This window comes from Streptomyces lomondensis (assembly GCF_014651035.1).
Classification (GTDB): domain Bacteria; phylum Actinomycetota; class Actinomycetes; order Streptomycetales; family Streptomycetaceae; genus Streptomyces; species Streptomyces lomondensis.
The window spans coordinates 330004-354518 of record NZ_BMWC01000003.1 but is presented as its reverse complement, the minus strand read 5'-3'; the positions used below and the strand labels follow the sequence as shown (position 1 = coordinate 354518).

The following is a 24515-nucleotide window of genomic DNA, read 5'->3' as shown; positions in this document are numbered from 1 at the left end:
GCCATGACGAGGATCGACACCAGCCGGCCGGAGAGCGTGCTGCCCACGCCCTCGCACACCGTCGGGCCGTTCTACGGCCACGCGCTGCCGTTCCGCGGCGGTGAGGACATCGCGCCCGCCGGGCATCCGGACACGGTCACCGTGCACGGGTACGTCACCGACGGCGCGGGCCAGCCGCTGCCCGACGCCCTGATCGAGCTGTGGGGCCCGGACCCGGAGGGCCGGCTGCCGACCGCCGACGGCTCGATGCGACGCGACCCGGCCTCGGGCGGCTTCCTGGGGCGCAACGGCGTGGAGTTCACCGGCTGGGGCCGCATCCAGACCGACACCGACGGCCACTGGTACGCGCGCACGCTGCGGCCCGGGGCGCGCGGCCGGAACGCCCCGTACCTCAGTGTGTGCGTCTTCGCGCGGGGGCTCCTCGTGCACCTGTACACCCGGATCTACCTGCCGGGCGACGCTGCGGCGCTCGCCGCCGACCCGCTGCTGTCCCGGCTGGAGGACGGGCGCCGCGACACGCTGATCGCCAAGGAGGAGACGGGCGGCACGTACCGTTTCGACATCCGCCTTCAGGGAGAAGGCGAGACGGTCTTCCTGGAGTTCCAGTGACAGCCGCGCACGGCGACACCGGTCTGCTCGCCCCCGGGTGGGCCGGCTCGGCGGCCGCGTCCGCCACCAGTGACGAGGCGTATCTGCGGGCGCTGCTCGACGCGGAGGCCGCCCTGACCCGGGCCCAGGCCGCACTGGGGCTCGCCCCGGCCGAGGCGGCCGAGGCGGTGACCGAGGCGGCCGGTTCCGACGGGTTCGACGTACGGTCCCTGGCCGAGCGGGCCCGCGCGGGCGGCAACCCCGTCATCCCCCTGGTCGCGGATCTCACGAAGGCCGTCGGCGAGGCGTACGGCCCCTACGTCCACCGGGGCGCGACCAGCCAGGACATCATGGACACCGCGACGATGCTGGTCGCCGCGCGCACCCTGGACCTGCTCCTCGCCGACCTCGGCCGTACCGCCCAGGCCCTGTCCCGGCTGGCCGCCGAGCACCGCGACACCGCGCTGCCGGGGCGGACGCTCACCCAGCACGCCGTACCGACCACCTTCGGGCTGAAGGCGGCCGGATGGCGGTCGCTGGTGCTGGACGCGCGAGACCGGGTGACGGCCGTACGAGCGTCGCTGCCCGTCCAACTCGGCGGCGCGGCGGGGACGTTGGCGGCCTTCGGGGCGTACGGCGCGGGCGATCCGACCGCGCTGCCGGTGGCGTACGCCCGCGAACTCGGCCTCCAGGCCCCCGACCTGCCCTGGCACGCCCTGCGGACGCCCGTCGCCGATCTCGCCGGGTGCCTGGCGTTCACGGCGGGCGCGCTCGGCAAGATGGCCGCGGACGTCCTCACCCTGTCGCGGACCGAGATCGCTGAGGTCGCGGAGGGCAGCGGCGGGGGTTCGTCCGCCATGCCGCACAAGTCGAACCCCGTACGCTCCACCCTCATCGCCTCGGCCGCGCGGCGGGCACCGCAGCTCGCGGCCACGCTGTACGGCTCGCTGGCGGCGGAGGACGAGCGGCCGGCCGGGGCCTGGCACGCGGAGTGGGAACCGCTGCGGGACCTGCTGCGGCTGGCCGGCGGGGCCGCCCGGGACGCCGCCGAACTGGCCGAGGGACTGCGGGTCAGGCCCGAGGCCATGCGTGAACACCTGGATCTGACCGACGGGTTGATCGTCTCCGAGCGGCTGGCCGCCGAACTGGCCCCGGTGCTGGGCCGTGCCCGGGCCAAGGAACTCCTCACCCGGCTGGCCGCCCAGGGGCGCCCGCTCGCCGAGGCGCCCGAGCTGGCGGACGTCGACCTGGATCCGACCCACTACACGGGCTCCGCCGGGGCCCTCACCGACCGTGCTCTGGAGCGACGTTGACACTCCTGAACCACCGTGCCGAAGGATCCGCCACCGCGCCGCCCCTGCTGCTCGGCCCCTCCCTCGGCACGTCGTACGCCCTGTGGGACAAGGTGGCGCCCGAGCTGTCGATCACGCACCGGGTGGTGCGCTGGGACCTGCCGGGGCACGGGGGTTCGGCGGCCGGCCTCATCGCGGCCGGGGCGACGGTCGGTGACCTCGCCGGGCTGGTGCTGGCGCTGGCCGACTCGCTCGGGATCGAGCGGTTCGCGTACGCCGGGGTGTCGCTGGGCGGGGCCGTGGGGCTGCATCTGGCGGTGCACCATCCGCAGCGGCTGTCCTCGCTGGCCGTGATCTGCTCGTCGGCGCACTTCAACGGGGCCGGGCCGTGGCAGGAGCGGGCCGCGCTGGTGCGGCGGGAGGGGCTGGCCGAGCTGGCCGAGAACGCCGACGCCCGCTGGTTCACGTCCGGGTTCACCGTGCCGGAGCTGGTGGACGACCACCGCCGCGCCGACCCGGAGGCGTACGCCGCCTGCTGTGACGCGCTCGCCGCGTTCGATCTGCGGGACCGGCTGGCCGGGATAGCCGTGCCGACCCTGCTGGTCGCCGGCCGCGACGATCCGGCGACGCCGCCCGCGCATCTGCGGGAGATCGCCGACGCGGTGCCGGGCGCGGCGCTCGTCGAGATCCCCGGCGCCTCGCACCTGGCGCCCGCGCAGTGCCCCGAGGCGGTGCTGACCGCGCTGCGCGCCCACCTCGGCGGGCCCGCCGGGCGCGGGATGGAGGTGCGGCGCGAGGTGCTCGGCGACGCGCACGTCGACCGGGCCCAGGCCCGGCAGACGCCCTTCACGGCCCGCTTCCAGGACTTCATCTCGCGCTACGCCTGGGGCGAGATCTGGACCGACCCGACGCTGTCGCGCCGCGAGCGCAGCATGATCACCCTCACCGCGCTGGTGGCGCACGGCCACTACGACGAGCTGGCCATGCACGTCCGGGCGGCCCGCCGGGGCGGGCTCACCCCGGAGGAGATCGGCGCGGTGCTGCTCCAGACGGCGGTGTACTGCGGGGTGCCGGCGGCGAACTCGGCGTTCGCGACGGCCCAGCGGGTGCTGGCCGAGGAGGACGGAACCGCAGGGTGACCCTGCCGGTCGTAGCCCCGGCGGTGGCTCGCTCGGGCGCACACGGCGTGCCTACGGTGGGGGCATGTCCACCATCCTGATCACCGGTGCCACCTCGGGTCTCGGCCGGTACGTCGCCTTCGAGCTCGTCCGCTCCGGCCATGTCGTCCTCGTCCACGGCCGGGACGCGGGCCGCACCGAGCGGCTGGCCGAAGAGCTGCGCACCGAGGGGGACGCCGAGGCGTTCGTCGCCGATCTGGCGTCGCTGGCGCAGGTGCGGGAGCTGGCCGGGCATGTCGCCGACGCGCATCCCGAGCTGGACGTGCTGGTCAACAACGCGGGTGTGGGCTTCGGGGCGCCCGGGGAGGGCCGTGAGCTGAGCGCCGACGGGCACGAGCTGCGGCTCGCGGTCAACTACCTGGCGCCGGTCGTGCTGACCCGGGCCCTGCTGCCGGTGCTGCGGGCGAACGCGCCGGCCCGGATCGTCAACGTCGGCTCGGCCGGTCAGGAACCCCTCTCCTTCGAAGACCCCGAGTTCGCCCGCGGCTACAGCGGCGTCTCGGCGTACTGCCGCAGCAAGTTCGCGCTCGCCGCGCACACCTTCGCGCTCGCCGAGGAGCTGGACGGCACGGGTGTCTCGGTGAACGTGCTGCACCCGGCGACCTACATGGACACGGGAATGGTCCGCGAGGCGGACGTCACGCCGTGGAGCACGGTCGCCGACGGGGCGGCCGGCGTGCTGGCCCTGGCCACGCGGGATCTGGGCAGCGGCCGGTACTTCGACGGGACGAGTCCGGCGCGGGCCCATGAGGCGGCGTACGACCCGGGTGTGCGGGCCCGGCTGGCGGCGGTGACCGATCAGCTCGTGCAGGTCTGACCCGCCCCGGTTCAGCGCGGCCCGGCGCCCGCTCCAGGCTCAGCGCGGCCCGAAACCCGCCTCCAGTTCCGCGCGGGCCCGCGCCGCCAGGCCGTCCGCGCCGCACGAGACCGCCAGGTCCAGGCCGCGCCGGAGGTCGGTCACCGAGCGGGCGGCGATGCCGTACTCGATGCGGGCCGCCGCGTGCTCGTACTGGCAGGGCGAGGCCTCCAGGTAGGCGACGGCCTGGCCGGCGAGCCGTACCGCGCGCTGGCCCGTCTCCAGGGCGGCGGCGCAGCGCAAGGCCTCTCCTATGGCGGTGTCCGTGCCGAAGCGCTCGGCCTGGCGGCGGACGTCGACGGCGAGCCGGGCGGCGCGGGCCGGGTCCTCGGTGGCGAGGGCGCGGGCGAGGTCGGCCGCCCAGGGGACGAGCACCGGGTTGTGGTGGCCGCGGGCCGCCGCCGCCTTCTCGGCGGCCTCCAGTTCGTTGACGCCGTCCTTGGTGCGGCCGACGGCCAGCAGCAGCCGGCCGCGTACCGAGCGCGGGTCCGGCAGGACGATGGTGGAGGGGTAGGGCGGAGCGAAGCCGTGGTGTTCGGCGACGTCCCACGCCTCCTGGACGTGGCCGCGGGCGAGCAGCGTGTCGACGAGGTTGCAGGTCGCGGACCAGTACAGCGGCAGGCCGCGGCCGACGCGCTCGGCGAGGCGCAGCGACTCGCGCAGGGACGCCTCGGCCTCCTTCAGACGGCCCCGCCTGCGGTGGCCGAGCCCCACGTAGGCGTGGGCCAGGGCGAGGTGGCCGCCGCTCCAGCCGGCCGACTCGTAGGCGCGCAGGGCTTCGTTGTAGAGGGTCTCGGCGCGGTCGAGGCGGTCGGTGAAGGCGTACGCGTTGGCCAGCATCAGCAGCAGTTCGATGCCCCACTCGGTGTCGGTCCAGCCGAGCCCCGGGGCCAGGCGGCCGTTGACGCGGGCGCGGTCGCACAGCTCGGCGACCACCTCGGCGTTGTCGCCGTGCATCAGGGCGTCGAAGCCGCGCAGGATGAGCAGGGCGCGTTCGGAGTTGTCCCGGCCGGTGCAGGTGCTCGCGAGTTCGGCGAGCCGCCGGGAGCGGTCGGGCGAGGTGGCCTCGCCGGCGTGGATGCCCTCCCACATGAAGTGCACGGCCTGGAGCCGCATCCGGGCGGGCCCGGGCCCGAGCCGGGCGGCCTCCGCCTCGACCGTGCGGACGGCCTCCTCCAGCTGGTCGTTGTGGAGCAGCGCCTGGGAGAGCCGGAAGACGGCGTCCACCCGCTTCTCGCCGCCGAGTCCGGGCATGCCGAGCGCGGACCGCAGATGGCTGATGGTGCGGGCGGGCGCGGTGAGGAAGGTGGCCTCGGCCAGCTCGTACAGCACATGCGGGTGGGACTCGGGCCGGGGCGGTTCCTTCAGGGCGCGCTCCAGGCAGCGGCGCGCGGCGTCGGGGGCGCCGACGGCGAGGTGCTCGCGGGCGGCCTCGCGCAGTTGCCCGACGAGTTCCTCGTCGTCGTCCGGGTGGACCTCCAGGAGGTGGCGGGCGGCGGCCGCGGCGCCGTGCCCCTCGTCGGTGACGATCCGGGCGGCTATGCCGTGCATGGCGGTGCGCAGGGCGTCCGGGATGGAGTTGTAGACGGCGGTGGCGATCAGCGGGTGGACGAACTCCAGGTCGCCGTCGGCGCGGCGGCCGGCCGCCGGGTCGGGTGCGGTGAGGATGCGGGCGGTGCGCAGCAGTTCGGCGCAGCGGCGGGCCTCGTCGGGCTTCAGGGTGGCGAGCTTGGCGACGAGGTCGATGGAGATGCCGGTGCCGAGGATGGCGGCGGCCCAGGCGAACCTGGTGGCGTCGATGCCGAGTTCCTCCAGGCGGGCGACGAGGCCGCCGCCGCGGGCCGAGCGGTTCAGCTCGCGCAGTTCCCCGGCCCGGGCCTCGACCGGTTCGACTTCGCTGTCCCGCACCTTGGCGAGGAGTTCGACGGTCTCGTAGGGGTTGCCGGCGGTGACGGCCCAGACCTCGCGGCAGAACGCGGCGTCGGCGTGCTTGCCGAGCGTGGCGCGGGTGAGTCCGGCCGTCGCCTCCGGGGTGAGGGCGCTCAGGGTCGTGACGGAGCCGTCCGCGGCGGCGGCGACGGTGTCGAGGTGGCGGGCGCTCGCGCCGGAGACCTCGCCCGGGCGGCGGGCGACGACGACCAGGACGGACATCTCGTCGAGGCGCTCGGCGAAGGAGGCGAGCCAGCGCAGGGTCTCCTGGTCGGCCCAGTGGGCGTCGTCGATCAGCAGCACCAGCGGCCAGTCCCGGCGGGCGAGCCGGCGCACGGCGGCGACCAGGCCGTCGCACACGCCCTGCGGGTCGGCCTGGCGGTCTCCGGGGTCCGCGATGCCGAGGGCGGGGCCGGCGATGTCGTACCAGTCGCCGAGGTACTCCCGGGCCTCCTCGGGCAGCATCGACACGAGCGCCGGTTGCAGTAACTGCCGTACGACGTTGAAGGGAACGGACCGGAGGGTCTCGCCGCCGCGGGCCGACCAGACCGTGCAGCCGCGTGCCTCGGCGATGCGGCGGGTTTCGGCCAGCAGCGCGGTCTTGCCGAGTCCGGCCTCGCCGCGGAAGACGAGCAGTCCGCCGGACGAGGAGCGGTCCGCGCACAGGCTGTCGACCGCCCGTGTGACGGCGGCGATCTCCTCGTCGCGCTCCCACAGGGGAGCCGAGGCGGCGGCCGTGGGCCGTACCTCCGTCATCCCGCTACCTCCCCAAGTCGCCCGAACGACGTACAGACGTCGAGCGTAGCCCTCCGATTGCCTGAGTGGAGGAGGGTCGGGGCACCTGTTGCCGTGACGGGTGACACCGGGTGCGGCCGGACGACGCGTCCGGCCCGTCACCAGCCGACTTCGGGTCAACGGCGTGCAATTGCAGGGGAGGTGACGGCCATTCACCACGACCGGGAGACGCGGCCGGACCGGCGGGCGCTGGTCGCGGGGTCGGTGGGCAATCTCATCGAGTGGTACGAGTTCGGCGTCTACGGCTACTTCGCGACGATCATCGCGGCGCGGTTCTTCACACCGGAGGGCGGCAGCGAGATCGAGGGGCTGGTGAAGACGTACGCGTCGTTCGCGCTCGCGTTCTTCTTCCGTCCCGTCGGGGCGGCGCTTTTCGGCCGACTCGGCGATCGGATCGGGCGGCGTCCGGTGCTGGTCCTGGTGATCACGCTGATGACGGTCGCGACGACACTCATCGGCGTGCTGCCCACGTACGCGCAGGCGGGTGCCCTGGCGCCCTGGCTGCTCACGTTCCTGCGGGTGCTGCAAGGGCTGTCGGCGGGCGGGGAGTTCGGCGGCGCGGTGTCGGTGATGACGGAGTTCGCGCCGCCCGGCCGGCGGGGGCTGTACGGGTCGTTGCAGTCGTTCACGGTGGCGCTGGGGCTGCTGGCCGGTGCGGGGGTGGCGGCGCTGCTCGCCACGGTATTGGCGGAGGAGCAGTTGGGCGCGTGGGGGTGGCGGCTGCCGTTCCTGCTGACGTTGCCGCTGGGGCTGGGGGCGTTGTGGCTGAGGCTGCGGCTGGACGAGACGCCGGCGTTCGAGGCGGAGCGGTCGCGGGAGACTCCGCCCCGGCGCGAGGTCGCGCGGGCGATCGCGCTGGGCGCCGGGCGGATCATGGGCTGGGCGGCGGCCGGTTACACGTTCCTCGTCGTGCTGCCGTCGTATCTGCAGAACTCGCTGGGCGCGACCTTCCAGCAGGCGCTGGTCGCCACCGTGCTGGCCAATCTGGGGTTCGCGGTCACGATCGTCCCGGCCGGGCTGCTCAGCGACCGGCTCGGGCGGCGGGCGGTGATGCTGACGGGGGCGGTGCTGGTCGTGGTCCTCGCGGTGCCGCTGCTCAACCTTCTTCAGGCACCCGGCGTTTCGAACACCGTGAAGGATGTGGCGGTTCTCGGCGCGGGCGCGGTGGTGGGGCTGATGGCGGGGCCGGGTCCGGCGATGCTGTCGGAGATGTTCCCGACGCGGGTGCGCTGCACGGGCCTGGGGCTCGCCTACGCGCTGTCCAACGCGGTGTTCTCGGGGTGCGCCGGGATCGTCATCACGGAGACGATCGAGCGGACGGGGAGCGTGGACATCCCGGCGTACTACGCGGCGGGGGCGTGCGCGGTGAGCGCGGTCGCGCTGCTGTCCGGACGGCGGGTCCGTGTGACGAACGCGGCTGAGGAGAGGGCTGGTTGAACGGATGCGGGTGATCGGATGCGGGTGATCGGTCTCATGTCCGGCACGTCGTACGACGCGATCGACGCGGCGGCGGCCGAGCTGGACCTCGACGGCGACAGCCTGCTGCTGAAACCGCTCGGCATGGTGAGCGAGCCGTACGACGACGCACTGCGCCGGGCGCTGGCCGCCGCCCTGCCGCCGGGGACCGCCACGCCGGGCGAGGTGTGCCGGCTGGACACCCGGATCGGGCGGGCCTTCGCGGCTGCCGCCGTCCGGGCCGACCGCGAACTCTGCGGGGGCCGGGCGGAGTTGGTCGCCTCACACGGGCAGACCGTCTACCACTGGGTCGATGAGGGGCGGGTCCACGGCACGCTCCAGCTCGGGCAGCCGGCCTGGATCGCCGAGGCGACCGGGCTGCCGGTGGTCGCCGACTTCCGGGCGCGTGACATCGCCGCCGGCGGGCAGGGCGCCCCGCTGGTCAGCCTGGTCGACCTGCTGTGGCTGCGCGGCCGGCCGGGGCGGCCCGTCGCTCTGAACGTCGGCGGGATCGCCAACCTCACCGCGCCCGACGGGACCGCCTTCGACACCGGGCCGGGCTGCGCGCTGATCGACGCGGCGGCCCGGGGGTTCAGCGGCGGCGCCCTGGCCTACGACACGGACGGGGCGCTGGCCGCGCGGGGGCGGGTGCACGGGCCGCTGCTGGACCGGCTGCTCCGGGAGCCGTACTACGCGCGGCCCGCGCCGAAGACCACGGGCAAGGAGCTGTTCCACCTCGACCATCTGCGGGACGCGCTGGCCGGGTTCGGGACCCTGCCCGCCGAGGACGTCGTCGCCACGCTGACCCTGCTCACGGCCAGGACCGTGGCGGACGCGGTGCGGTCGGTGGGCGCGACGGAGGTGATCGCCTCGGGTGGCGGGACGCGCAATCCGGTGCTGATGTCGATGCTCTCGGGCCTGCTGCCCGGGGTGCCGGTCCGGGCCTCGGACGAACTGGGGCTGCCGGCGGACGCGAAGGAGGCCTATGCCTTCGCGGTGCTGGGGTTCCTGACGGTGCACGGCCTGCCGGGCACGGAGCCGGCGAGCACCGGGGCCCGGCATCCGAGCGTGCTGGGCTCCGTGACCCCCGGCCGGGACGGTCTGCGGCTGCCGCCACCGGCCTCTCGGCGGCCGACCCGGCTGCTGCTGGAATAGCTGGTTCCGGCTCCTCTCATGCCTCTTTCACCGAGGCCTCATACGGTGGGGGCATGACGCAGGAGACGCCTCCCGGGTGGTACCCCGACCCCGGACAGACAAGTGACGGGCCCGCCACGGAACGCTGGTGGGACGGCAGGGCCTGGACGGACCGCATCCGTCCGACCCAGCCGCCCACGACCTGGGCACCCCCGGCAGCGGAGGTTCCACAGGCGGATCCGACCCCTGGCGGGACACCGCCGGGCGATACGACGCCCTCCGGGGGTACGGCGGCCGCGGGGCAGTTCGGGGCTGCTGAGCAGTCGCCCGACGTCGGGGCGGCACGGGGTGGCGCTGAGCAGCCGTCCGACGCCGGGGCGGCACGAGGTGATGCTGAGCAGCCGTCCGACGCCGGGGAGCCGGGAGCCGGGCATTCGGGAACCCCCGGGGATCCGGCTGCCGCCGAGCAGCCGACCAGTTCCGTACAGCCGGAAGCCGGACAGCCGACCGGCGCCGAGGCAGCACCGGACGGTGCCAGGCAGCCGGGAACCCCCGGGGAGCCCGCTACCGCTGCGCAGCCGACCAGTTCCGCACAGCCGGAAGCCGGACAGCCGACCGGCACCGAGGCAGCACGGGACGGTGCCGAGCAGCCGGGAACCCCCGGGGATCCGGCTGCCGCCGAGCAGCCGACCGGCGCCGGGGCGGCAGGAGCGCCCGGATATCCAGTTGCTGCCGGCCAACCGGGAGCCGCCGGGCAGCCGACCGGCCCCGGCGCCCCGGGAACCCCCGGGAATCCGATCGGTGCCGGACAGCCGGGAGCCTCCGGGTATCCGGGCGGTGCCGGACAGCCGGGAGTCCCCGGATACCCCGATGGCGCCGGGCACCCGGCAGCCGCCGGGCACGCAGCCGGCGCCGGATATCCGGCAGTCGCCGGGCAAGCAACCGGCGTTGGCTATCCGGCAGGCGCCGGGCAAGCAACCGGCATTGGGTACCCGCCCGGCGCCGGGTATCCGGCAGGCGGGTACCCGGCCTACCCCGCCGCGCCTCCGGCCGGCAAGGGGCGGCGGCTGCGGGTCGGGATAGCCGTGGCGGCGGCCGTCGTCGTCCTGGCCAGTATCGGTGTCGGCGTGTACGCGCTGACCGACAACGGCGGCTCGGGCGGCGGCTCCGCCACTTCGCAGGGGCCGGGCGGACCCGGGGGCCAGGGCGGGCCGTTCGGCGGGCCGGGCGGATCCGGGGGCCAGGGCGGGTCGGGAGGTACTGGCGGATCCGGGGGATCCGGTGGCTCCGGCGGATCCGGTGGTTCCGGTGGGCAGAGCCCGCAGCCCGGTCAGCCCGGTCAGTCCGAGCCTCCGAAGATCAGGAGCGGCTCGGTGACCGACGCGGTCAGCGGGATCAGTCTGCCGATCCCCGAGGGCTGGTACGGCCAGCAGCTCACGATCGGCGCGCAGGTGACGTCCGACGACTCCTACAAGTGCCCCGGCGACACCTCCTCGACCTGCACCAAGGGCGGCGCCTACTCGGCACCGGCCCTGGCCCTCGGCACCAGGGGCGACACCGCCGAGGAGATCGCGAAGGCGGACATCGCGGCGAACGCCGAGGAGTCCTACGGCGGCAAGTCCTACGGCGGGATCACCTCCCATGACGTGCTGGCCTCCGAGGCGGTGACGGTGGCCGGGCAGAAGGGCTACCTGGTCCGCTGGAAGGCCGTCACGAGCAAGGGCGCCGACGGCATCGTGGAGTCGCTCGCGTTCCCCTCCCCCGCGAACGCGCGGCAGATGGTCGTCGTCCGGTTCGGCGTCGACGCCGACCAGAAGGAGTCCGTCCTCGACGAGATCGCCAAGGGCATCAGGGTGTCGACGGGCGGCGGCAGCGGCCAGGACGTCTGACCCGCAAAGGGCGCTCCCCCGGCACCGGTCGGCCGGGTGGGGCGCCCCTGCCGCTCACAGGGGAACCCCACCCGGCCGGGGGGTGCGCGCCGCCCCCGTCCCCACGGGTCGGCGCGGCCGGGTCACCGTCCGGTCATCCGGCGGACGGCGGCCCGGGTCTCAGGTCAGGCCCAGCGCGGGCAGCACGGCGGCCTCCACGAACCGCACCAGATAGTCCGGGTCGGCGGACTCCCCTTCCAGCAAGGGCCGCAGCCGCAGCACGCCGAGCAGCTGCGCCGGGATGTACTCCAGCGCCGGATGGTCGGCCGGCACCTCGCCCCGTTCGACACCGCGCCGGATGATCTCCTTCAGCGCGGCGAGCTCCGGTTCGACCACCGCCTCCCGCAGCGCGCGCTGCAACTCCGGGTCCTGCGTGGCGGCGTGGGCGAGCGCCTGGAGAAGTTGGGTGTCCCGGCCCGACAGGTCGCCCATCGCCCGGGCCGCCGCGCGCAGATCGTCGGCCAGCGAGCCGGTGTCGACGCAGCGCGTCCGCCGGTGGGAGCGCAGCGCCGCGGCCACGAACTGGGGCTTGGTCTTCCACTGGCGGTAGAGCGTGGACTTGCTGCACCGGGTGCTGGCGGCGATCCCTTCCATCGTGAGGGAGTCGTAGCCGCACTCACGGAGCTGGTCCAGCACGGCGTCGAAGAACTCCTGCTCACGCTCCGGCGTGATCTTGGAGCGGCGCGAGGAACCGGCCTGCCCGGGCCGGTCCGCAGCCTGCGACGTCATGGGCGGTGCTCCTGGCTTTCGTCGGGCGGCCGGAAAATTCCGGCCGGCGGTGTGTCGTACGTCTATCGATACGCCAGTGTACCGGTACGCAACCGTATCGGTACACTGCCGTATCGGTACGCACCCGTACCGATAACAGCACCACCGTCACCGAAGGGGCCGGGGGATGAATGCCCGCACCGAGCCCGCGCCGGCGGGGTCCGACGCGATAGCGCGACCGCCGCTCGTCCGGGAGCTCCTGCTCGTCGCAGGGCTCTTGCTCGTCTACAAGCTCGGCCGGCAGCTGGCCACGGGCCACACGGGCGAGGCCTTCCGCAACGCGCACCGCGTGTGGGACGCCGAGCGAGCGCTCCACCTGCCCGGCGAGGGAGCGGTGCAGTCCCTGCTGCTGCACGGCGACGGCCTCGCGCACCTCGCGAACACCTACTACGCGACCGTCCACTTCCCGGCCACCGCCACCTTCCTGATCTGGCTGTACCTGCGCCGCCCGGCCCACTACGTGTGGGCCCGCCGGGTGCTGGCCGCGGTCACCGCCGCCGCCCTGGTGGGGCATCTGCTGTTCCCGCTCGCCCCGCCGCGCATGCTGGCCGGGACCGGCCTGGTGGACACCGCGCGGGTGTACGGGCCGTCGGTGTACGGCGATCCCGCGACCGACACCCTGTCGAACCAGTTCGCGGCGATGCCGTCGCTGCACTTCGGCTGGGCGCTGATGGTGGCCGTCGGCCTGATCGTCGCGACCCGCTCGCGGTGGCGGTGGCTGTGGCTGCTGCATCCGCTGCTGACGCTGCTGGTGATCGTCGGCACCGCGAACCACTACTGGCTGGACGCGATCGTGGCGACGGCCCTGCTCGGCCTCGCGCTCGCAGCGATCCATCCACCGCACCGCACGGCGACCACGGCGGGCCGCGCGCGGGGCGGGCTCGTACCGGCTCAGCGGGACGAGCAGGCCCTCGTGGGGGCGGGCCGATGAACGCCGTTCTCGTCGCCGTCGCCCTGTCCCTCGTCTCCGCCGTCGCCTACGCGGCCGCGGCGGTCGCCCAGGAGCGGCTCGCCGCCCGCTCCCCCGGCTCGGGCGCGCTGCGGCTGCTCGGCAGCGGCGCCTGGTGGTGGTCGGTCGGGCTGAACGCGTCGGCCGCGCTGCTGCACGTGGTGGCGCTGCGCTACGGGCCGCTGACCGTGGTCCAGCCGCTCGGCGCGCTCACCCTGGTCGCGGCGGTGCCCATGGGGGCGCGGCTGGCGGGGCGGCGGGTGAGCGCGGTCGAGTGGAAGGGCACGGCGCTGACGCTGCTCGGCCTGGCCGCGATCCTGGTCACGGCGTCCGCTCCGGCGCCCGACGACGTGCTGAGCGTGCCCGAGGCCGTGGCGGTCGCGGGCGCCACCGCGGCTCTCATCGGGGTGCTGTCCCGGCCGGGCGCCCGCCCCGGGCTGCGGCACGCGACCGCGTCCGGGATCGCCTCCGGGGTCGCCTCGGCCCTCACGCAGACCGTGACGGTGGCCGCGACGGACCGGACCGGCCCGGTGCTGAGCGTCCAGGTGGTCGGGGTGGCGCTGCTCGTGGCGGCCTTCGCGGCCGGTGGGCTGCTGCTGTCGCAGACGGCGTACCGGGGCGGCCTGGGCGGCCCGCTCGCGATGGTGACCCTGGCCAACCCGCTGGCCGCCGCGCTGATCGGCCTGTCACTACTCGGCGAACGCCTCCAGGGCGGCCCGGCGGGCGTGCTGCTCGCGCTCGCCGGGGCCGGCCTCGCGGGATGGGGCGTGGTCCTGCTCAGCAGGACGGCGCCCAGGGAGGAAGCGGCGGACGACGACCATCCGGTGGCCGCCGTCCTGGCCCTGGAGCCCGGCTCGGCGACGGCCGAACCGGCGCTGGTGCCCCGGCCGCACGATCCGGGGCACCTCACTACGGCTACGCGGTGATGATCGCCGGGTCGCTCACACCCGGCTTGCCGTTCTCGACGTGCCCCGCGAACCGCCGCAGGAAGGACGCGTCGCCCTCGGCGGTGACGGTCAGGTCGTACCAGCGGCGGCTGGCGGCGAGTTCGACGGTCCGCCGGATCTTCGCGCCCGGGCGGACCGTGACGGTCGAGGGCAGGCCGCCGTAGCCGTTGACGAGCTTCAGCCGGGCCGTGCCGGAGCCCTGGTTGGTGAAGGTCAGCTCGATGTCGTCGCCGGTGTGGCGCGCGGTGACCTCGCAGCCGGCCGCCTTGTTCGAGCCCTTGAAGACCCGGACGAAGCCGTTCGGGCCGTGCACGGTCAGGTCGTAGGAGCCCCCGGAGTAGGCCGAGTTCCAGGTGTCGGAGAGCGTCTTGCCGGCCTCGGTGGTGTACGTCCAGGGGCCGTCGGCGCGGTTGCCGGAGGTGACGTGGAAGGCGCCGCCCGCCTTCGGCCCGGAGGCGAAGGTGAGGGTGAGCTTCCCGGCCGCCGCGTCGACCGTGGCGTCCACGTGCGGGGCGTACTTCAGCGGCCGGGAGCGGCGCAGGCCGCGCTCCTGGCGGGGCATGCGCGGATCGGCGGGCGGGGTCGGCTTGTAGTCGGGGTGGCGTTCGCGGTCCTGCGGCTCGTACTCGTCGGTGCCGGGCAGTGGGGCCGGCCGGGTGTCCTTGCGGGAGAAGTCGAACGCGGCCGTCAGGTCGCCGCAGATCGCCCGGCGCCACGGCGAGATGTTCGTCTCGCGCACGCCGAAGCGGCGTTCCATGAACCGCAGGATCGAGGTGTGGTCCAGGGTCTCGGAGCAGACGTAGCCGCCCTTGCTCCAGGGCGAGACGACCAGCATCGGCACCCGGGGGCCGAGGCCGTAGGGGCCGGCGGTCTTCTTGCCGTCGCCCGGGAAGAGGTCGAGGGAGACGTCGACGGTGGACCGGCCGCGGGAGGCGTCCTTCGGCGGCAGCGGCGGCACGACGTGGTCGAAGAAGCCGTCGTTCTCGTCGTACGTGATGAACAGGGCGGTCTTCGACCACACCTCCGGGTTGGCGGTGAGGGCGTCCAGGACCTGGGCGATGTACCAGGCGCCGTAGTTCGAGGGCCAGTTGGAGTGCTCGGAGAAGGCCTCGGGGGCGGCGATCCAGGAGATCTGCGGCAGCTTGCCGGCCTTGACGTCGGCGCGCAGGAGGTCGAAGTAGCCGTCGCCGTTCTTGACGTCGGTGCCGGTGCGGGCCTTGTCGTACCAGGGGTCGCCGGGCTGGGCGTTCCGGTACTTGTTGAAGTAGAGCAGGGAGTTGTCGCCGTAGTTGCCGCGGTAGGCGTCCTCGATCCAGCCCCAGGAGCCCTTCGCGTCGAGGCCGTCGCCGATGTCCTGGTAGATCTTCCAGGAGATGCCGGCCTGTTCCAGGCGCTCGGGGTAGGTCGTCCAGCCGTAGCCGAGCTCGGCGTTGTCCAGGACCGGGCCGCCGCCGGTGCCGTCGTTGCCCGTGTAGCCGGACCACATGTAGTAGCGGTTGGGGTCGGTGGAGCCGATGAACGAGCAGTGGTAGGCGTCGCAGACGGTGAAGGCGTCGGCGAGGGCGTAGTGGAAGGGGATGTCCTCGCGGGTCAGGTACGCCATGGTCGTGGTGCCCTTGGCGGGCAGCCACTTGTCGTACTTGCCGCCGTTGTAGGCCTGTTGGCCGTCGGGCCAGGAGTGCGGCAGGCCTTCCAGGAACTGCATGCCGAGGTCGTCGGCGTCCGGGTGGAACGGCAGGATCTCCTTGCCGTCCTTCTCCTGGTGCCATATCGGCTTGCCGTTGTCGAGCGTGACCGGGCGCGGGTCGCCGAAGCCTCGGACGCCTCTCAGGGTGCCGAAGTAGTGGTCGAAGGAACGGTTCTCCTGCATCAGGACGACGATGTGCTCGACGTCCTCGATCGAACCGGTGCGGTGGTTGGCCGGGAGCGCGGCGGCGCGCTGGATGCTGGCGGACAGCGCGCTGAAGGCCGTGGTGGCACCCGCGAGTTGGAGAAAGCGGCGCCGGTTGACTTCGGACATGAAGGACAGACCTCTCATCCTGAGGTGCGGGATGGCCGGAACGTGACGGAATCTGCGCGGAAGGAGTGTTTCAGGGACACCAAACGTCAAGGAAGGGGCTGGTGACACTCGTGTGAAAGTCGCCGGTACGCCAGGTGTGCCGGGGCGCCGCCAGGGGAGGGTCATGGACGTGACAGAGACGAAGACGGCTTCCCCGCCCACCGAACGGCCCGTCCGCCAGCTCCTCGCCGCCTCCGTGGGCAACGCGGTGGAGTGGTACGACTGGTACGCCTACACGTTTCTGGCCACCTATATCGCCGCGCAGGTCTTCCCGAAGAGCGCGGACAACTCGCTGGTGCCGCTGCTGTCCACGTTCGCGGTCTTCGCCGTCGGCTTCTTCATGCGGCCGGTCGGCGGGCTGCTGATGGGCGCGGTCGCGGACCGGCACGGGCGGCGGGCCGCGCTGACGGTCACCATCCTGCTGATGGGCGGCAGCAGCCTGCTGGTCGGGCTGACCCCGACGTACGCGACGGCGGGCGTGCTGGCCCCGGTCATCCTGGTGCTCGCGCGGCTGCTGCAAGGCCTGTCCGTGGGCGGCGAGTTCGCGGCCTCGACGACCTTCCTGGTCGAGTCGGCGGGCCCGGGCCGGCGCGGGCTGTTCTCCAGCTTCCAGTACGTGTCGACGACCGTGGGGCAGCTGGTCGCCTCGGGCATCGCCACGCTGCTCGTGGACACGCTGAGCGACGGGCAGATGAACGGCTGGGGCTGGCGGGTCCCGTTCGTCCTCGGGGCCGTGCTGAGCCTGGTCGGCTTCTGGATCCGGCAGGGCGCGCAGGAGACCCGCAGCGCGGAGCAGCAGCGGGCGCCGCGCCCCGGGCTGTTCGAGGCGCTGCGCCGGCACCCGCGCGAGTCGCTCCTCATCGGCGGCATCACGGCGGGCGGCACCATCGCCTACTACACGTGGACGTCGTACCTGCCGACGTACGCCGAACTCAACGCGGGCGTCGAGAAGTCGGACGCGCTGCTCGCGGGCACGATCTCACTGGCCTTCTTCGCCCTGCTCCAGCCGCTCGGCGGCCTGCTCTCGGACCGCTTCGGCCGCCGCCCCCTGCTGCTCTTCTTCGGCCTGGGCTTCGCCCTGCTCACGGTGCCGCTGCTGCACGCCCTGCGCGACTCCTTCGCCGTGCTGCTGCTCGTGCAGTGCGCCGGCATGGTGCTGCTGACCGGCTTCACCTCGATCAGCGCGGCCGTGAACGCGGAGATCTTCCCGCCCCGGGTCCGCGCGGCCGGCATCGGCTTCCCCTACTCCCTGACGGTGGCCCTGTTCGGCGGCACGGCCCCCTACGTCGGCACGCTGTTCAAGGAGCAGGGGCACTCGGGGCTGTTCCCGTGGTACGTCGCGGTGATCTGCCTGGTGTCGTCGGTGGTGTACCTGCGGTTGCCGGAGACGGCTCACGCACCGCTGCGGCGATGAGGACGCCGTTCCGGTCTCACCTGTCGATGCGGAAACCGCTCACCGGCTCCCGGACGACGGCGACGCGCCTCCCTCGGGGATGGTGACCGAGCCGGTGACCGGTTTCCCGGTGAGGAGTTCGACGCCGTCGGCGGGGACCTCGGCACCCCGGCCGGCGTGGTCGATCAGGAACAGGTAGCCGGCGTCGGTGCCGCGCCGCCGGACCACCTCGATGCGGCACCGCACGCTCCGGGTGCACGCCCGCCTCCTGGCTGACGCGTTCCAGGACGGCGGCCAGGGTGGCGGAGTCCGGGTGGGTGGCGAGGTACCAGGCGGTTCCGCCGCCGTAGCGTTGGCGGGTGATCGCCGGGACGCCGGCCAGGGGTCCGTCCGCGTACGTGGCGACGGCCTCCGCGCCGGTGAGCCGGACGCGTTCCGTCCAGAGATCGGCGGTCGCGTCCGGCTGGACCTGTCCGGCCAGGCCGACCGACTGTCCGGGCAGCAGGGGGAACTGGCGGACGTGGCCGAGCTGGCCGGGGTGTCGCGCAAGACGGTCTCGCGGGTTCTCAACAACGAGCCGTACGTCTCCGCCGAAGCCCGCCGCCGGGTTCTCGCGGCCGCCGAGGAACTCGGCTACCGCCTGAACCACGCGGCCCGGGCACTGGCCTCCGGACGCACCCGCTCCATCGGCGTCGTCGCTCTGGGAACGGCCGGTTACGGCACTGCCTCGCTGCTGGTGCACACCGAGCACGCCGTGCGGGACGCGGGGTACGCGCTCCGCGTGGTCAACACCCCGGACGGTGACCCCGTGGGGATCGCCGGCGCCGTGGAGTCACTGCTCGAGCAGGGCGTGGACGGTGTCGTCGTCTCCGAACCCATCGTGGAGGGAGAGGTCGGCGTGCGCGTCGACGTGCCGGTCCTCTTCCTGGGGGCACCGCCGGCCTTCTCCGCCGCCCGGACGGTGACCGCGGGCGTGGGCACCCACGCCCTGGCGCGGACCGCCACCGAGCATCTGCTGGACCTGGGCCACGCGACCGTGCACCACCTCGCCGGTCCGCGCCGGTGGTACGCCACGAAGGACCGCATCGAGGGATGGCGCGCGGCGCTCCGGGCCCGTGGCGCGCACGAGCCGCCGCTGCTCAACGGTGACTGGTCGGCCGCCTCCGGATACGCCGCCGGCCAGGCGCTGGCCTCCGACCGTTCCGTGACCGCCGTCTTCGCTGCGGGCGACGAGATGGCCGTCGGCCTCATCCACGCCCTGCGGGAGGCAGGGCGCCGGGTGCCGGAGGACATCAGTGTCGTCGGTTTCGACGGCAACCCGGTCTTCGCCTACGTCTCCCCTCCCCTGACCACCGTGCGTCAGCCCTTCGAGGCCGCGGCCCGGGAAGGCATCCGCCTTCTCGTGCACGCGATCGAGCGGCCCGACACCGACCCGCCGCAGGCGAGCGACCCACCGGTCGAACTCGTCGTCCGCGGCTCGACCGCGCCTCCGCCGCCCCACCAGGCCCCGACGGGCCGGCGCACCACCTGAGAGCGCCCCCGGCACCGGCGTCCTAACCGGCGGCCGCCTCGGCGAACTGGTTGGTGTCGAAGAGCTCGTTGATGTGACCGCCGAGTTCGGACCAGTGCTGGCCGGAGAGTTCGGCGGCGGCGCGGGCATCGCCGGCGGCGCAGACCTCGACGAGCCGGTCATGGTGCTCGATGGTGTTGCGGCCGCCGAGCAGCGTGGAGAACTTGCGGTAGAGGATGCGGTGGATCTGGGGGTGGAGCTGCTCGACGATCCGGCTGAGTACGGGGTTGTCGGCGGCCGCGATGGGGACGGCGTGGAAGCGGTCGTCGGCGGCGAGTGCGGCGCTGGTGTCGTCGGCGGCGACTGCTCGTTCGAAGTCGCGGTTGGCCTCGCGCATGCGCTGCAGGTCCTGCTCGGTCATGACCGGCACAGCCGTCTCGATGGCGAGCTGGTCGAGGGAGCGCAGGACGGCGAGGGTCTTCTCGACGTCACGCCGGTTGAGGGTGGTGACGCGGGTGTAGACGCCGGGCTTGGCCTCGACGAGGCCGATGTCGGCGAGCCGGGCGAGCGCCTCGCGCACCGGAGTGCGGCTGAGGCCGAGGCGCTCGGCCAGCTCGCTGTCCTTGACCTTCTCGCCGGGGACGAGTTCACCGCGCACGATGGAGTCACGCAGCCGGTGGAAGACCTCGTCACTGAGGAGGCGTCGGGAGACTGGGCTGTCGAGTGACATATTGCGTACAGTACATCGCCCCTTTCAACGGCCCTGTTCGACTCCGCCGTCAGTCCGAGCCCGGCGGACCAGGGCCTGGGCCAGGACGAGCGCCGGGTCGATGAGGGGAACGCCCACGGCGTCGCCTGGCAGGCCGAGGGGGATTTCCGTACAGCCGGCGATGACCGCTTGCGCGCCCCGCTCGGTCAGGCGCTGTGCGGCGCGGGACAGCAGCGCGGTCGTCCTGTCGTCGCGGATGCCCGCCTTCACCGCGTGGATGGCAGTCATGACCTCATGGTTCTGGCTGACGGTGCCGGGCAGGACGAGGCGGATGCCGAAGCGGTCCAGCCACTCCTGGTACAGGCCCGCGCGCACGGTGCCGGTGGTGGCGAGCAGTCCGGCGGTGTGGATGCGGGGGCTCAGCGTGGTGAGATGCCGGGCGACCTCGCCGATCATGTGGATGATGGGCAGGCCGACGTGGTCGGCGATGCGCGGGACGAAGGCGTGGGCGGTGTTGCAGGGGATGGCGATGACGGTGGCGCCGGCCTCGCGCAGAACCCGGCTGCCGTCGAGAAGCCATGGGGTGGGGTCGGGGCCGTCGCCCAGCAGGGCCGCGGTGCGGTCGGGGATCGTGGGGTCGGACCAGATGACCGTCCGGAGGTGGTCCTGGTCGCTTGAACCCGGTGTGGTCGCGACGAGCTTGGCGTAGAAGTCGGCGGTGGCTGCCGGGCCCATGCCGCCGAGGATGCCGATGATCTCGGCGGTGGTGGGGGTAGTCACGGGTGACCCCCTAGAGATACGCAATATATTGCGTTTTGCATGTTGCTAACACTGGGGTCAGAGGCGATGGCTGTCAAGGGGCGCGCAAACAATCGGAGCGCCCTATCCGGCGCGCAGGCGGCCTCGATGTGACCGACGAAGCCGTTCCAGGGGTCCGGGTCGTCCAGGGCGACGGTGACCGCGTCGGCGTAGGGCCGGTCACGCCACCGCGTTCAGCAGGTCGGCGACCACCTCCGGCCTCTCGAGTGCGATGAAGTGACCCGCTCCGGTCACCTGGGTGAAATCGGCGGCAGGCAGCAGCTTCCTGTTGGCTTCCCGGTCCGCGTGCCGGGACCAGTCCTTCTCCCCGTAGACGAGGTGGATGGGAGCCTTGACCTCCGGGTAGCGGGAGCGGGCGGCGATGAGGCTGGGCAGGCTCTGGTACACGGCCCGGGCGACGGTCGGGTAGCCGGGGCGGCCGCCCACCCGCAGGAGCTCGTCCACGTAGTCCTCCCGCAGAGCGCTCTTGTCCACCAGGCCACCCCGCAGGACCCTGCGGAGGATCGGCTTGGGCTCCACGCCTGCGACCACCGGGCCCACCCCCGGAGCGAGAACACCGCCGACCACCAGGCGGGCGAGGAGACTGGACCGGGCGATGCCGCCGCGGAAGTCGTACGTGTTCACCGCGACCGCGCGCCGCACCCGCTCCGGCAGATCGGCCGCGGTGGTCAGGGCGAGCACCGCCCCCATGGACTCCCCCACCAGTGTCACGTCATGGAGGTCGAGTTCGGCGAGGAGCCGTTCCACGCCCGCACGCATCGCCGGCTCGTCGTACGACGCATCGGGCACGATCTCGGAGTAGCCCATCCCCGGCAGGTCCAGGGCGTACACGGTGTACCGGTCCGAGATCATCGGGATGAGGAAGCGGAAGTGCTCGGCCTGCGTGCGCACCGTGTGCAACAGGACCAGGGGAGCACCGGTGCCCGCTTTGAGGTAGCGCAACGTCCCCTCGCGGCCGTGGCGTCCAGCGCGCGGGGCGACGGTGTGGCTGGTGGTCCCCGGAATGTGGATCGTGGGACGCGTCTCCTGGCTGGGCATGGCGCAGACTCCTTCGCTCCTGGCTTGGGAGGGCGCAACCCCCCCCCCAGACCTGGAAACCAATCGGTTTCCCCTATCGTAAACCGATCGGTTTTCGATTCGCCGAAAGCGAGTTAACCTCCCGGTATGACCACCGAGGTGAAGCCAAGTCCCAGAGAGCGGCTGTTGGAGGCAGCGGCCACGCTCACCTACCAGGACGGTGTCGGCATCGGCGTCGACGCGCTGTGCAAGGCGGCGGGAGTGTCGAAACGCTCCATGTACCAGCTCTTCGAGAGCAAGGACGAACTGCTGGCGGCGAGCCTGGAGCGACGAGCCGATTCCTACGCGACCCGACTCCTGCCCGCGGCGGACGACGGCCGTTCACCCCGCGAGCGGATCCTGCACGTCTTCGACGAGCTCAAGTCGCAGGCGAGTGCCCCCGACTTCCAAGGCTGTCGGTACCTGGCTGTTCAGATCGAGCTCAAGGACCGGAGTCACCCTGCGAGCCAGGTGGCCCAACGGGTCAAGGAGAACCTGACAGCCTTCTTCCGTGCCGAGGCCGCACAGGGTGGGGCGAGCGACCCGGATCTGCTGGCCCGGCAGCTGATCCTGGTCTTCGACGGCGCCAGTGCCCGCGCGGGAATCGGAGCCGACACACTGACAGGGCTCATCGCTCCCACGGTGGCCGCCCTGCTCGATGCGGCGGACATGCGCTGACGCATCGCGTTTCCGAGCAGTCTGGGTGACCGATGTGCTCGGCGAGTTGCTGATGGCCGGGTTGATGACACGACCCCCGCTGGGCGGACTTCTCCGCGTCCGCGGGACCGGCAGCGCTTCCGCCTGGCAGAAGCCGCCTTGCGTAGCGGCCACGGCCGTCAGGACCCTGATGCCAACCACGGCACGCGGGGCGACGGCGCCCCGCCGACAGGGACGGGAACCCCATGCCTCACATGACCGCCTTCGCCAGGAACCAGTGGTACGTCGCCGCCTACAGCCACGAGGTCGGGCGGGAGTTGCTCGGACGGACGATCCTCGGTGAGACGCTCGTGCTCTACCGCACCGAGGAGGACGGCACGCCGGTCGTCCTGCACGACCGGTGCGTGCACCGCCGTTACCCGCTGTCCGAGGCCCCGACCCGCCTCGACGGGGACCGGATCGTGTGCGGGTACCACGGGTTCACGTACGACACGACCGGCACGTGCGTGTACGTACCGGGGCAGAAACGGGTGCCGCGCACGGCCCGCGTCGCCTCCTACCCCGTCGTCGAGCAGGACTCGCTGATCTGGGTGTGGATCGGCGACCCGGCGCTCGCCGACCCGCAGGCCATCCCGCGGGCGAAGCACCTCGACTCCCCCGGCTGGGTGACCGTGCGCGGCATGGAGCCCATCGACTGCGACTACGGACTGCTGGTCGACAACCTCCTCGACCTGTCCCACGAGACGTATCTGCACGGCGGTTACATCGGCACCCCCGAGGTCGCCGAGACACCGATCACCACGGAGGTCGACGAGGGCGCCGGGATCGTCCGGGTGAGCCGGCACATGGACGACGCCGAATGCCCGCCCTTCTACGCCAAGTCGACCGGCATCGAGGGCCGGATCACCCGCTGGCAGGACATCGAGTACCACGCCCCCTGCCTGTACCTGCTGCACAGCCGTATCGCCCCGGTCGGTGTGCTGCCGGAGGCGGACGGCAGCGACCCGAACGGCTTCCACACGGAGATCACGTACTGCATCACGCCCTCCGGCGACGGCAAGGTGTACGACTTCTGGGCCGTCTCCCGGGACTGGGCGACGGACGACGCCGAGGTCACCGAGTTCCTGCGCGGCAACAACCACACGGTCGTCATGCAGGACGTCACCGCGCTCAACCTGCTGCAGAAGACGCTCGGCACCGAGCGCACCGGCTACCAGGAGCTGAGCATCAACATCGACACCGGCGGTCTGGCCGCCCGCCGCATCCTCGCCCGGCTGGTGGAGCAGGGCGAGAAGCCCGTGGAGAAGGTCCAGTGACGCGTCCCACCGGCGAGATCTACCGCATCGACTGGCTGCCCGGCACCGACCTCCTGCACGGCACCTGCCACTGCGGCCGGGAGCACACCGCGCAGGACCCGGTCGAGATGTGGGAGTGGATGCTCGCCCACCCGCAAGGCCACGAGCCGCGACCCGAGCCGCGAGGAAACAGTTCATGAGCGTGTACGAAGCCGAACTCGTCGTCGAGCGCCGCGATTTCGCGGCCGACGGTGTGCTCGCCCTGACCCTGCGCCACCCGCTGGGCGAGCCGCTCCCGGACTGGGAGCCGGGCGCCCACGTCGACGTCCTGCTCGGCCCCGGTCTGGAGCGGCAGTACTCGCTGTGCGGCGATCCGGCGGACCGGTCGGCCTGGCGGATCGCGGTGCTGCGCGAGCCGGACGGGCGGGGTGGCTCGGCGCATGTGCACGAGCAGGTGGGCGAGGGCGACAAGGTCCGCGTGCGCGGGCCCCGCAACAACTTCCGCCTGGAGCCCGCTCCCCGCTACCGCTTCGTCGCGGGCGGCATCGGCATCACCCCGATCCTGCCGATGCTGGCCGCGGCCGAGGCGGCGGGCGCCGAGTGGACGCTGCTGTACGGCGGACGCACCCGCCGGTCGATGGCGTTCGGCGAGGAACTGGCGCGGTACGGGGACCGGGTGACGATCGCGCCCGAGGACGAGACGGGGCTGCTGGACCTGCCCTCGGTGCTGGACGACGTGCCCGAGGGCACCCTCGTCTACTGCTGCGGCCCCGGGCCGCTGCTGGACGCGGTCGAGGCCCGGTGCCCGTCCGGGGTGCTGCGCGTCGAGCGGTTCCGCCCGAAGGTGCAGGAGACCGGCGGCGACACCGGGTTCGACGTGGAGCTGGCGCGGAGCGGCCGGACGATCACCGTCGCGCCGGACGTGTCCGTGCTGGACGCCGTGCGCGCCGCGGGGGTGGAGGTGCTGTACTCCTGCACCGAGGGCACCTGCGGCACGTGCGAGACCGACGTCCTCGACGGCGAACCGGACCACCGCGACTCGGTGCTGACCGACGACGAGCGCGCGGCGGGCGAGACCATGCTCATCTGCGTGTCCCGCTGCCGCGGGAAGCGGCTCGTGCTGGACCTGTGACGAGAGGCCGGTGTCAACTACCCTTCACCGTAATGGTATTGACCATGGCTCGGAACGGGCTCTAGG

22 protein-coding genes and 2 pseudogenes are annotated in these 24515 nt (G+C 73.2%); 16 read left to right on the top strand and 8 right to left on the bottom strand.

The genetic code is table 11. The features are described 5' to 3' along the window. Positions 1-3 precede the first annotated feature (3 nt). The 4 genes from pcaG to IE255_RS13025 all read left to right on the top strand — a co-directional run bounded on the left by pcaG (position 4) and on the right by IE255_RS13025 (position 3875). A complete protein-coding gene (gene pcaG, locus IE255_RS13040) occupies positions 4-609 on the top strand; it encodes a protocatechuate 3,4-dioxygenase subunit alpha (RefSeq protein ID WP_190050384.1) in 606 nt (201 codons plus the stop codon). Beyond that, complete coding sequence (gene pcaB / locus IE255_RS13035; protein WP_190050383.1) at positions 606-1901, top strand: 3-carboxy-cis,cis-muconate cycloisomerase; 1296 nt, start codon at positions 606-608, stop codon at positions 1899-1901. Before pcaG ends, pcaB begins: the two co-directional genes overlap by 4 nt. Continuing rightward, positions 1898-3019, top strand: a complete 1122-nt coding sequence (gene pcaDC, locus IE255_RS13030) for a bifunctional 3-oxoadipate enol-lactonase/4-carboxymuconolactone decarboxylase PcaDC (protein WP_190050382.1) — start codon at positions 1898-1900, stop codon at positions 3017-3019. The genes pcaB and pcaDC overlap by 4 nt, the downstream gene beginning before the upstream one ends. A gap of 64 nt (positions 3020-3083) precedes the next feature. Beyond that, complete coding sequence (locus IE255_RS13025; RefSeq protein ID WP_190050381.1) at positions 3084-3875, top strand: SDR family NAD(P)-dependent oxidoreductase; 792 nt, start codon at positions 3084-3086, stop codon at positions 3873-3875. A gap of 39 nt (positions 3876-3914) precedes the next feature. Here the strand turns inward: IE255_RS13025 and IE255_RS13020 are convergent, their stop codons facing one another. Further along, positions 3915-6599, bottom strand: a complete 2685-nt coding sequence (locus IE255_RS13020; protein WP_190050380.1) for an ATP-binding protein — start codon at positions 6597-6599, stop codon at positions 3915-3917. Between the two features lie 180 nt (positions 6600-6779). Between IE255_RS13020 and IE255_RS13015 the strand changes: the two genes are divergently transcribed. From IE255_RS13015 to IE255_RS39140, 4 genes and pseudogenes are all read left to right on the top strand, one after another. Then, complete coding sequence (locus IE255_RS13015) at positions 6780-8075, top strand: MFS transporter (RefSeq protein WP_190050379.1); 1296 nt, start codon at positions 6780-6782, stop codon at positions 8073-8075. 18 nt (positions 8076-8093) lie between these two features. After that, positions 8094-9248, top strand: coding sequence for an anhydro-N-acetylmuramic acid kinase (locus IE255_RS13010; protein WP_190050378.1), 1155 nt, complete (start codon positions 8094-8096; stop codon positions 9246-9248). Positions 9249-9301: 53 nt separating this feature from the next. Further along, a pseudogene (locus tag IE255_RS39145) lies at positions 9302-9382 on the top strand (DUF2510 domain-containing protein); the annotation flags it as partial. Positions 9383-10024: 642 nt separating this feature from the next. Further along, positions 10025-11116 carry a hypothetical protein gene (locus tag IE255_RS39140; RefSeq protein ID WP_229906415.1) on the top strand — a complete coding sequence of 364 codons (1092 nt, stop codon included), beginning with the start codon at positions 10025-10027 and terminating at the stop codon, positions 11114-11116. Between the two features lie 159 nt (positions 11117-11275). Here IE255_RS39140 and IE255_RS13000 read toward each other — a convergent pair whose 3' ends face one another. Then, positions 11276-11884 carry a TetR/AcrR family transcriptional regulator gene (locus tag IE255_RS13000; protein ID WP_190050376.1) on the bottom strand — a complete coding sequence of 203 codons (609 nt, stop codon included), beginning with the start codon at positions 11882-11884 and terminating at the stop codon, positions 11276-11278. A gap of 166 nt (positions 11885-12050) precedes the next feature. Between IE255_RS13000 and IE255_RS12995 the strand changes: the two genes are divergently transcribed. Together IE255_RS12995 and IE255_RS12990 are read left to right on the top strand one after the other, a co-directional pair. Beyond that, the gene (locus tag IE255_RS12995) at positions 12051-12854 is read left to right on the top strand and encodes a phosphatase PAP2 family protein (protein WP_190050375.1); all 804 of its coding nucleotides are present in this window, start codon (positions 12051-12053) and stop codon (positions 12852-12854) included. Further along, entirely contained in the window at positions 12851-13798 is a 948-nt protein-coding gene (locus IE255_RS12990) for a DMT family protein (protein ID WP_190050374.1), read from the top strand. Before IE255_RS12995 ends, IE255_RS12990 begins: the two co-directional genes overlap by 4 nt. Here the strand turns inward: IE255_RS12990 and IE255_RS12985 are convergent. After that, positions 13788-15839, bottom strand: a complete 2052-nt coding sequence (locus IE255_RS12985; RefSeq protein WP_190050373.1) for a phosphocholine-specific phospholipase C — start codon at positions 15837-15839, stop codon at positions 13788-13790. The genes IE255_RS12990 and IE255_RS12985 overlap by 11 nt on opposite strands. 163 nt (positions 15840-16002) lie before the next feature. On the opposite strand from IE255_RS12985, the gene IE255_RS12980 reads away from it, so the two are divergent. Beyond that, the gene (locus IE255_RS12980; RefSeq protein WP_190050372.1) at positions 16003-17292 is read left to right on the top strand and encodes an MFS transporter; all 1290 of its coding nucleotides are present in this window, start codon (positions 16003-16005) and stop codon (positions 17290-17292) included. Between the two features lie 39 nt (positions 17293-17331). Here the strand turns inward: IE255_RS12980 and IE255_RS39135 are convergent, their stop codons facing one another. Both IE255_RS39135 and IE255_RS39130 read right to left on the bottom strand, forming a co-directional pair. Then, entirely contained in the window at positions 17332-17517 is a 186-nt protein-coding gene (locus IE255_RS39135) for a Beta-galactosidase C-terminal domain (RefSeq protein ID WP_229906381.1), read from the bottom strand. A 70-nt stretch (positions 17518-17587) separates the two neighbouring features. Further along, positions 17588-17752, bottom strand: a pseudogene (locus tag IE255_RS39130) (beta-galactosidase trimerization domain-containing protein); the annotation flags it as partial. 9 nt (positions 17753-17761) lie between these two features. Here IE255_RS39130 and IE255_RS12970 point away from each other — a divergent pair. Next, positions 17762-18802: a LacI family DNA-binding transcriptional regulator gene (locus IE255_RS12970; RefSeq protein ID WP_229906414.1), complete on the top strand. Its 1041-nt coding sequence runs from the start codon at positions 17762-17764 to the stop codon at positions 18800-18802. 22 nt (positions 18803-18824) lie between these two features. Here the strand turns inward: IE255_RS12970 and IE255_RS12965 are convergent, their stop codons facing one another. The 3 genes from IE255_RS12965 to IE255_RS12955 all read right to left on the bottom strand — a co-directional run bounded on the left by IE255_RS12965 (position 18825) and on the right by IE255_RS12955 (position 21347). Then, the gene (locus tag IE255_RS12965) at positions 18825-19511 is read right to left on the bottom strand and encodes a GntR family transcriptional regulator (protein ID WP_190050370.1); all 687 of its coding nucleotides are present in this window, start codon (positions 19509-19511) and stop codon (positions 18825-18827) included. Between the two features lie 24 nt (positions 19512-19535). Beyond that, positions 19536-20270, bottom strand: a complete 735-nt coding sequence (gene cuyB / locus IE255_RS12960; RefSeq protein ID WP_190050369.1) for a cysteate racemase — start codon at positions 20268-20270, stop codon at positions 19536-19538. A gap of 198 nt (positions 20271-20468) precedes the next feature. After that, a complete protein-coding gene (locus IE255_RS12955; protein ID WP_190050368.1) occupies positions 20469-21347 on the bottom strand; it encodes an alpha/beta fold hydrolase in 879 nt (292 codons plus the stop codon). Positions 21348-21473: 126 nt separating this feature from the next. Here IE255_RS12955 and IE255_RS12950 point away from each other — a divergent pair, with 126 nt between their 5' ends. The 4 genes from IE255_RS12950 (at position 21474) to IE255_RS12935 (ending at position 24449) form a co-directional block, all read left to right on the top strand. Next, a complete protein-coding gene (locus tag IE255_RS12950) occupies positions 21474-22043 on the top strand; it encodes a TetR/AcrR family transcriptional regulator (RefSeq protein ID WP_190050367.1) in 570 nt (189 codons plus the stop codon). Between the two features lie 224 nt (positions 22044-22267). Further along, a complete protein-coding gene (locus IE255_RS12945) occupies positions 22268-23338 on the top strand; it encodes an aromatic ring-hydroxylating dioxygenase subunit alpha (protein ID WP_190050366.1) in 1071 nt (356 codons plus the stop codon). Next, complete coding sequence (locus tag IE255_RS12940; RefSeq protein WP_190050365.1) at positions 23335-23517, top strand: hypothetical protein; 183 nt, start codon at positions 23335-23337, stop codon at positions 23515-23517. Before IE255_RS12945 ends, IE255_RS12940 begins: the two co-directional genes overlap by 4 nt. Beyond that, positions 23514-24449, top strand: a complete 936-nt coding sequence (locus IE255_RS12935) for a PDR/VanB family oxidoreductase (protein ID WP_190050364.1) — start codon at positions 23514-23516, stop codon at positions 24447-24449. Before IE255_RS12940 ends, IE255_RS12935 begins: the two co-directional genes overlap by 4 nt. Positions 24450-24515: the final 66 nt, after the last annotated feature.

What these genes read in the sequence shown, in the direction of transcription:
- IE255_RS13025 (WP_190050381.1), top strand. Translation starts at nt 3,084, where the DNA reads ATGTCCACCATCCTGATCACCGGTGCCACCTCGGGTCTCGGCCGGTAC.
- IE255_RS13020 (WP_190050380.1), bottom strand. Translation starts at nt 6,599, where the DNA reads ATGACGGAGGTACGGCCCACGGCCGCCGCCTCGGCTCCCCTGTGGGAG.
- IE255_RS12965 (WP_190050370.1), bottom strand. Translation starts at nt 19,511, where the DNA reads ATGTCACTCGACAGCCCAGTCTCCCGACGCCTCCTCAGTGACGAGGTC.
- IE255_RS12955 (WP_190050368.1), bottom strand. Translation starts at nt 21,347, where the DNA reads ATGCCCAGCCAGGAGACGCGTCCCACGATCCACATTCCGGGGACCACC.
- IE255_RS13000 (WP_190050376.1), bottom strand. Translation starts at nt 11,884, where the DNA reads ATGACGTCGCAGGCTGCGGACCGGCCCGGGCAGGCCGGTTCCTCGCGC.
- IE255_RS12945 (WP_190050366.1), top strand. Translation starts at nt 22,268, where the DNA reads ATGCCTCACATGACCGCCTTCGCCAGGAACCAGTGGTACGTCGCCGCC.
- IE255_RS13010 (WP_190050378.1), top strand. Translation starts at nt 8,094, where the DNA reads ATGCGGGTGATCGGTCTCATGTCCGGCACGTCGTACGACGCGATCGAC.
- IE255_RS12985 (WP_190050373.1), bottom strand. Translation starts at nt 15,839, where the DNA reads ATGTCCGAAGTCAACCGGCGCCGCTTTCTCCAACTCGCGGGTGCCACC.
- IE255_RS12995 (WP_190050375.1), top strand. Translation starts at nt 12,051, where the DNA reads ATGAATGCCCGCACCGAGCCCGCGCCGGCGGGGTCCGACGCGATAGCG.
- IE255_RS12980 (WP_190050372.1), top strand. Translation starts at nt 16,003, where the DNA reads ATGGACGTGACAGAGACGAAGACGGCTTCCCCGCCCACCGAACGGCCC.
- IE255_RS12990 (WP_190050374.1), top strand. Translation starts at nt 12,851, where the DNA reads ATGAACGCCGTTCTCGTCGCCGTCGCCCTGTCCCTCGTCTCCGCCGTC.
- IE255_RS12935 (WP_190050364.1), top strand. Translation starts at nt 23,514, where the DNA reads ATGAGCGTGTACGAAGCCGAACTCGTCGTCGAGCGCCGCGATTTCGCG.
- pcaG (WP_190050384.1), top strand. Translation starts at nt 4, where the DNA reads ATGACGAGGATCGACACCAGCCGGCCGGAGAGCGTGCTGCCCACGCCC.
- IE255_RS12950 (WP_190050367.1), top strand. Translation starts at nt 21,474, where the DNA reads ATGACCACCGAGGTGAAGCCAAGTCCCAGAGAGCGGCTGTTGGAGGCA.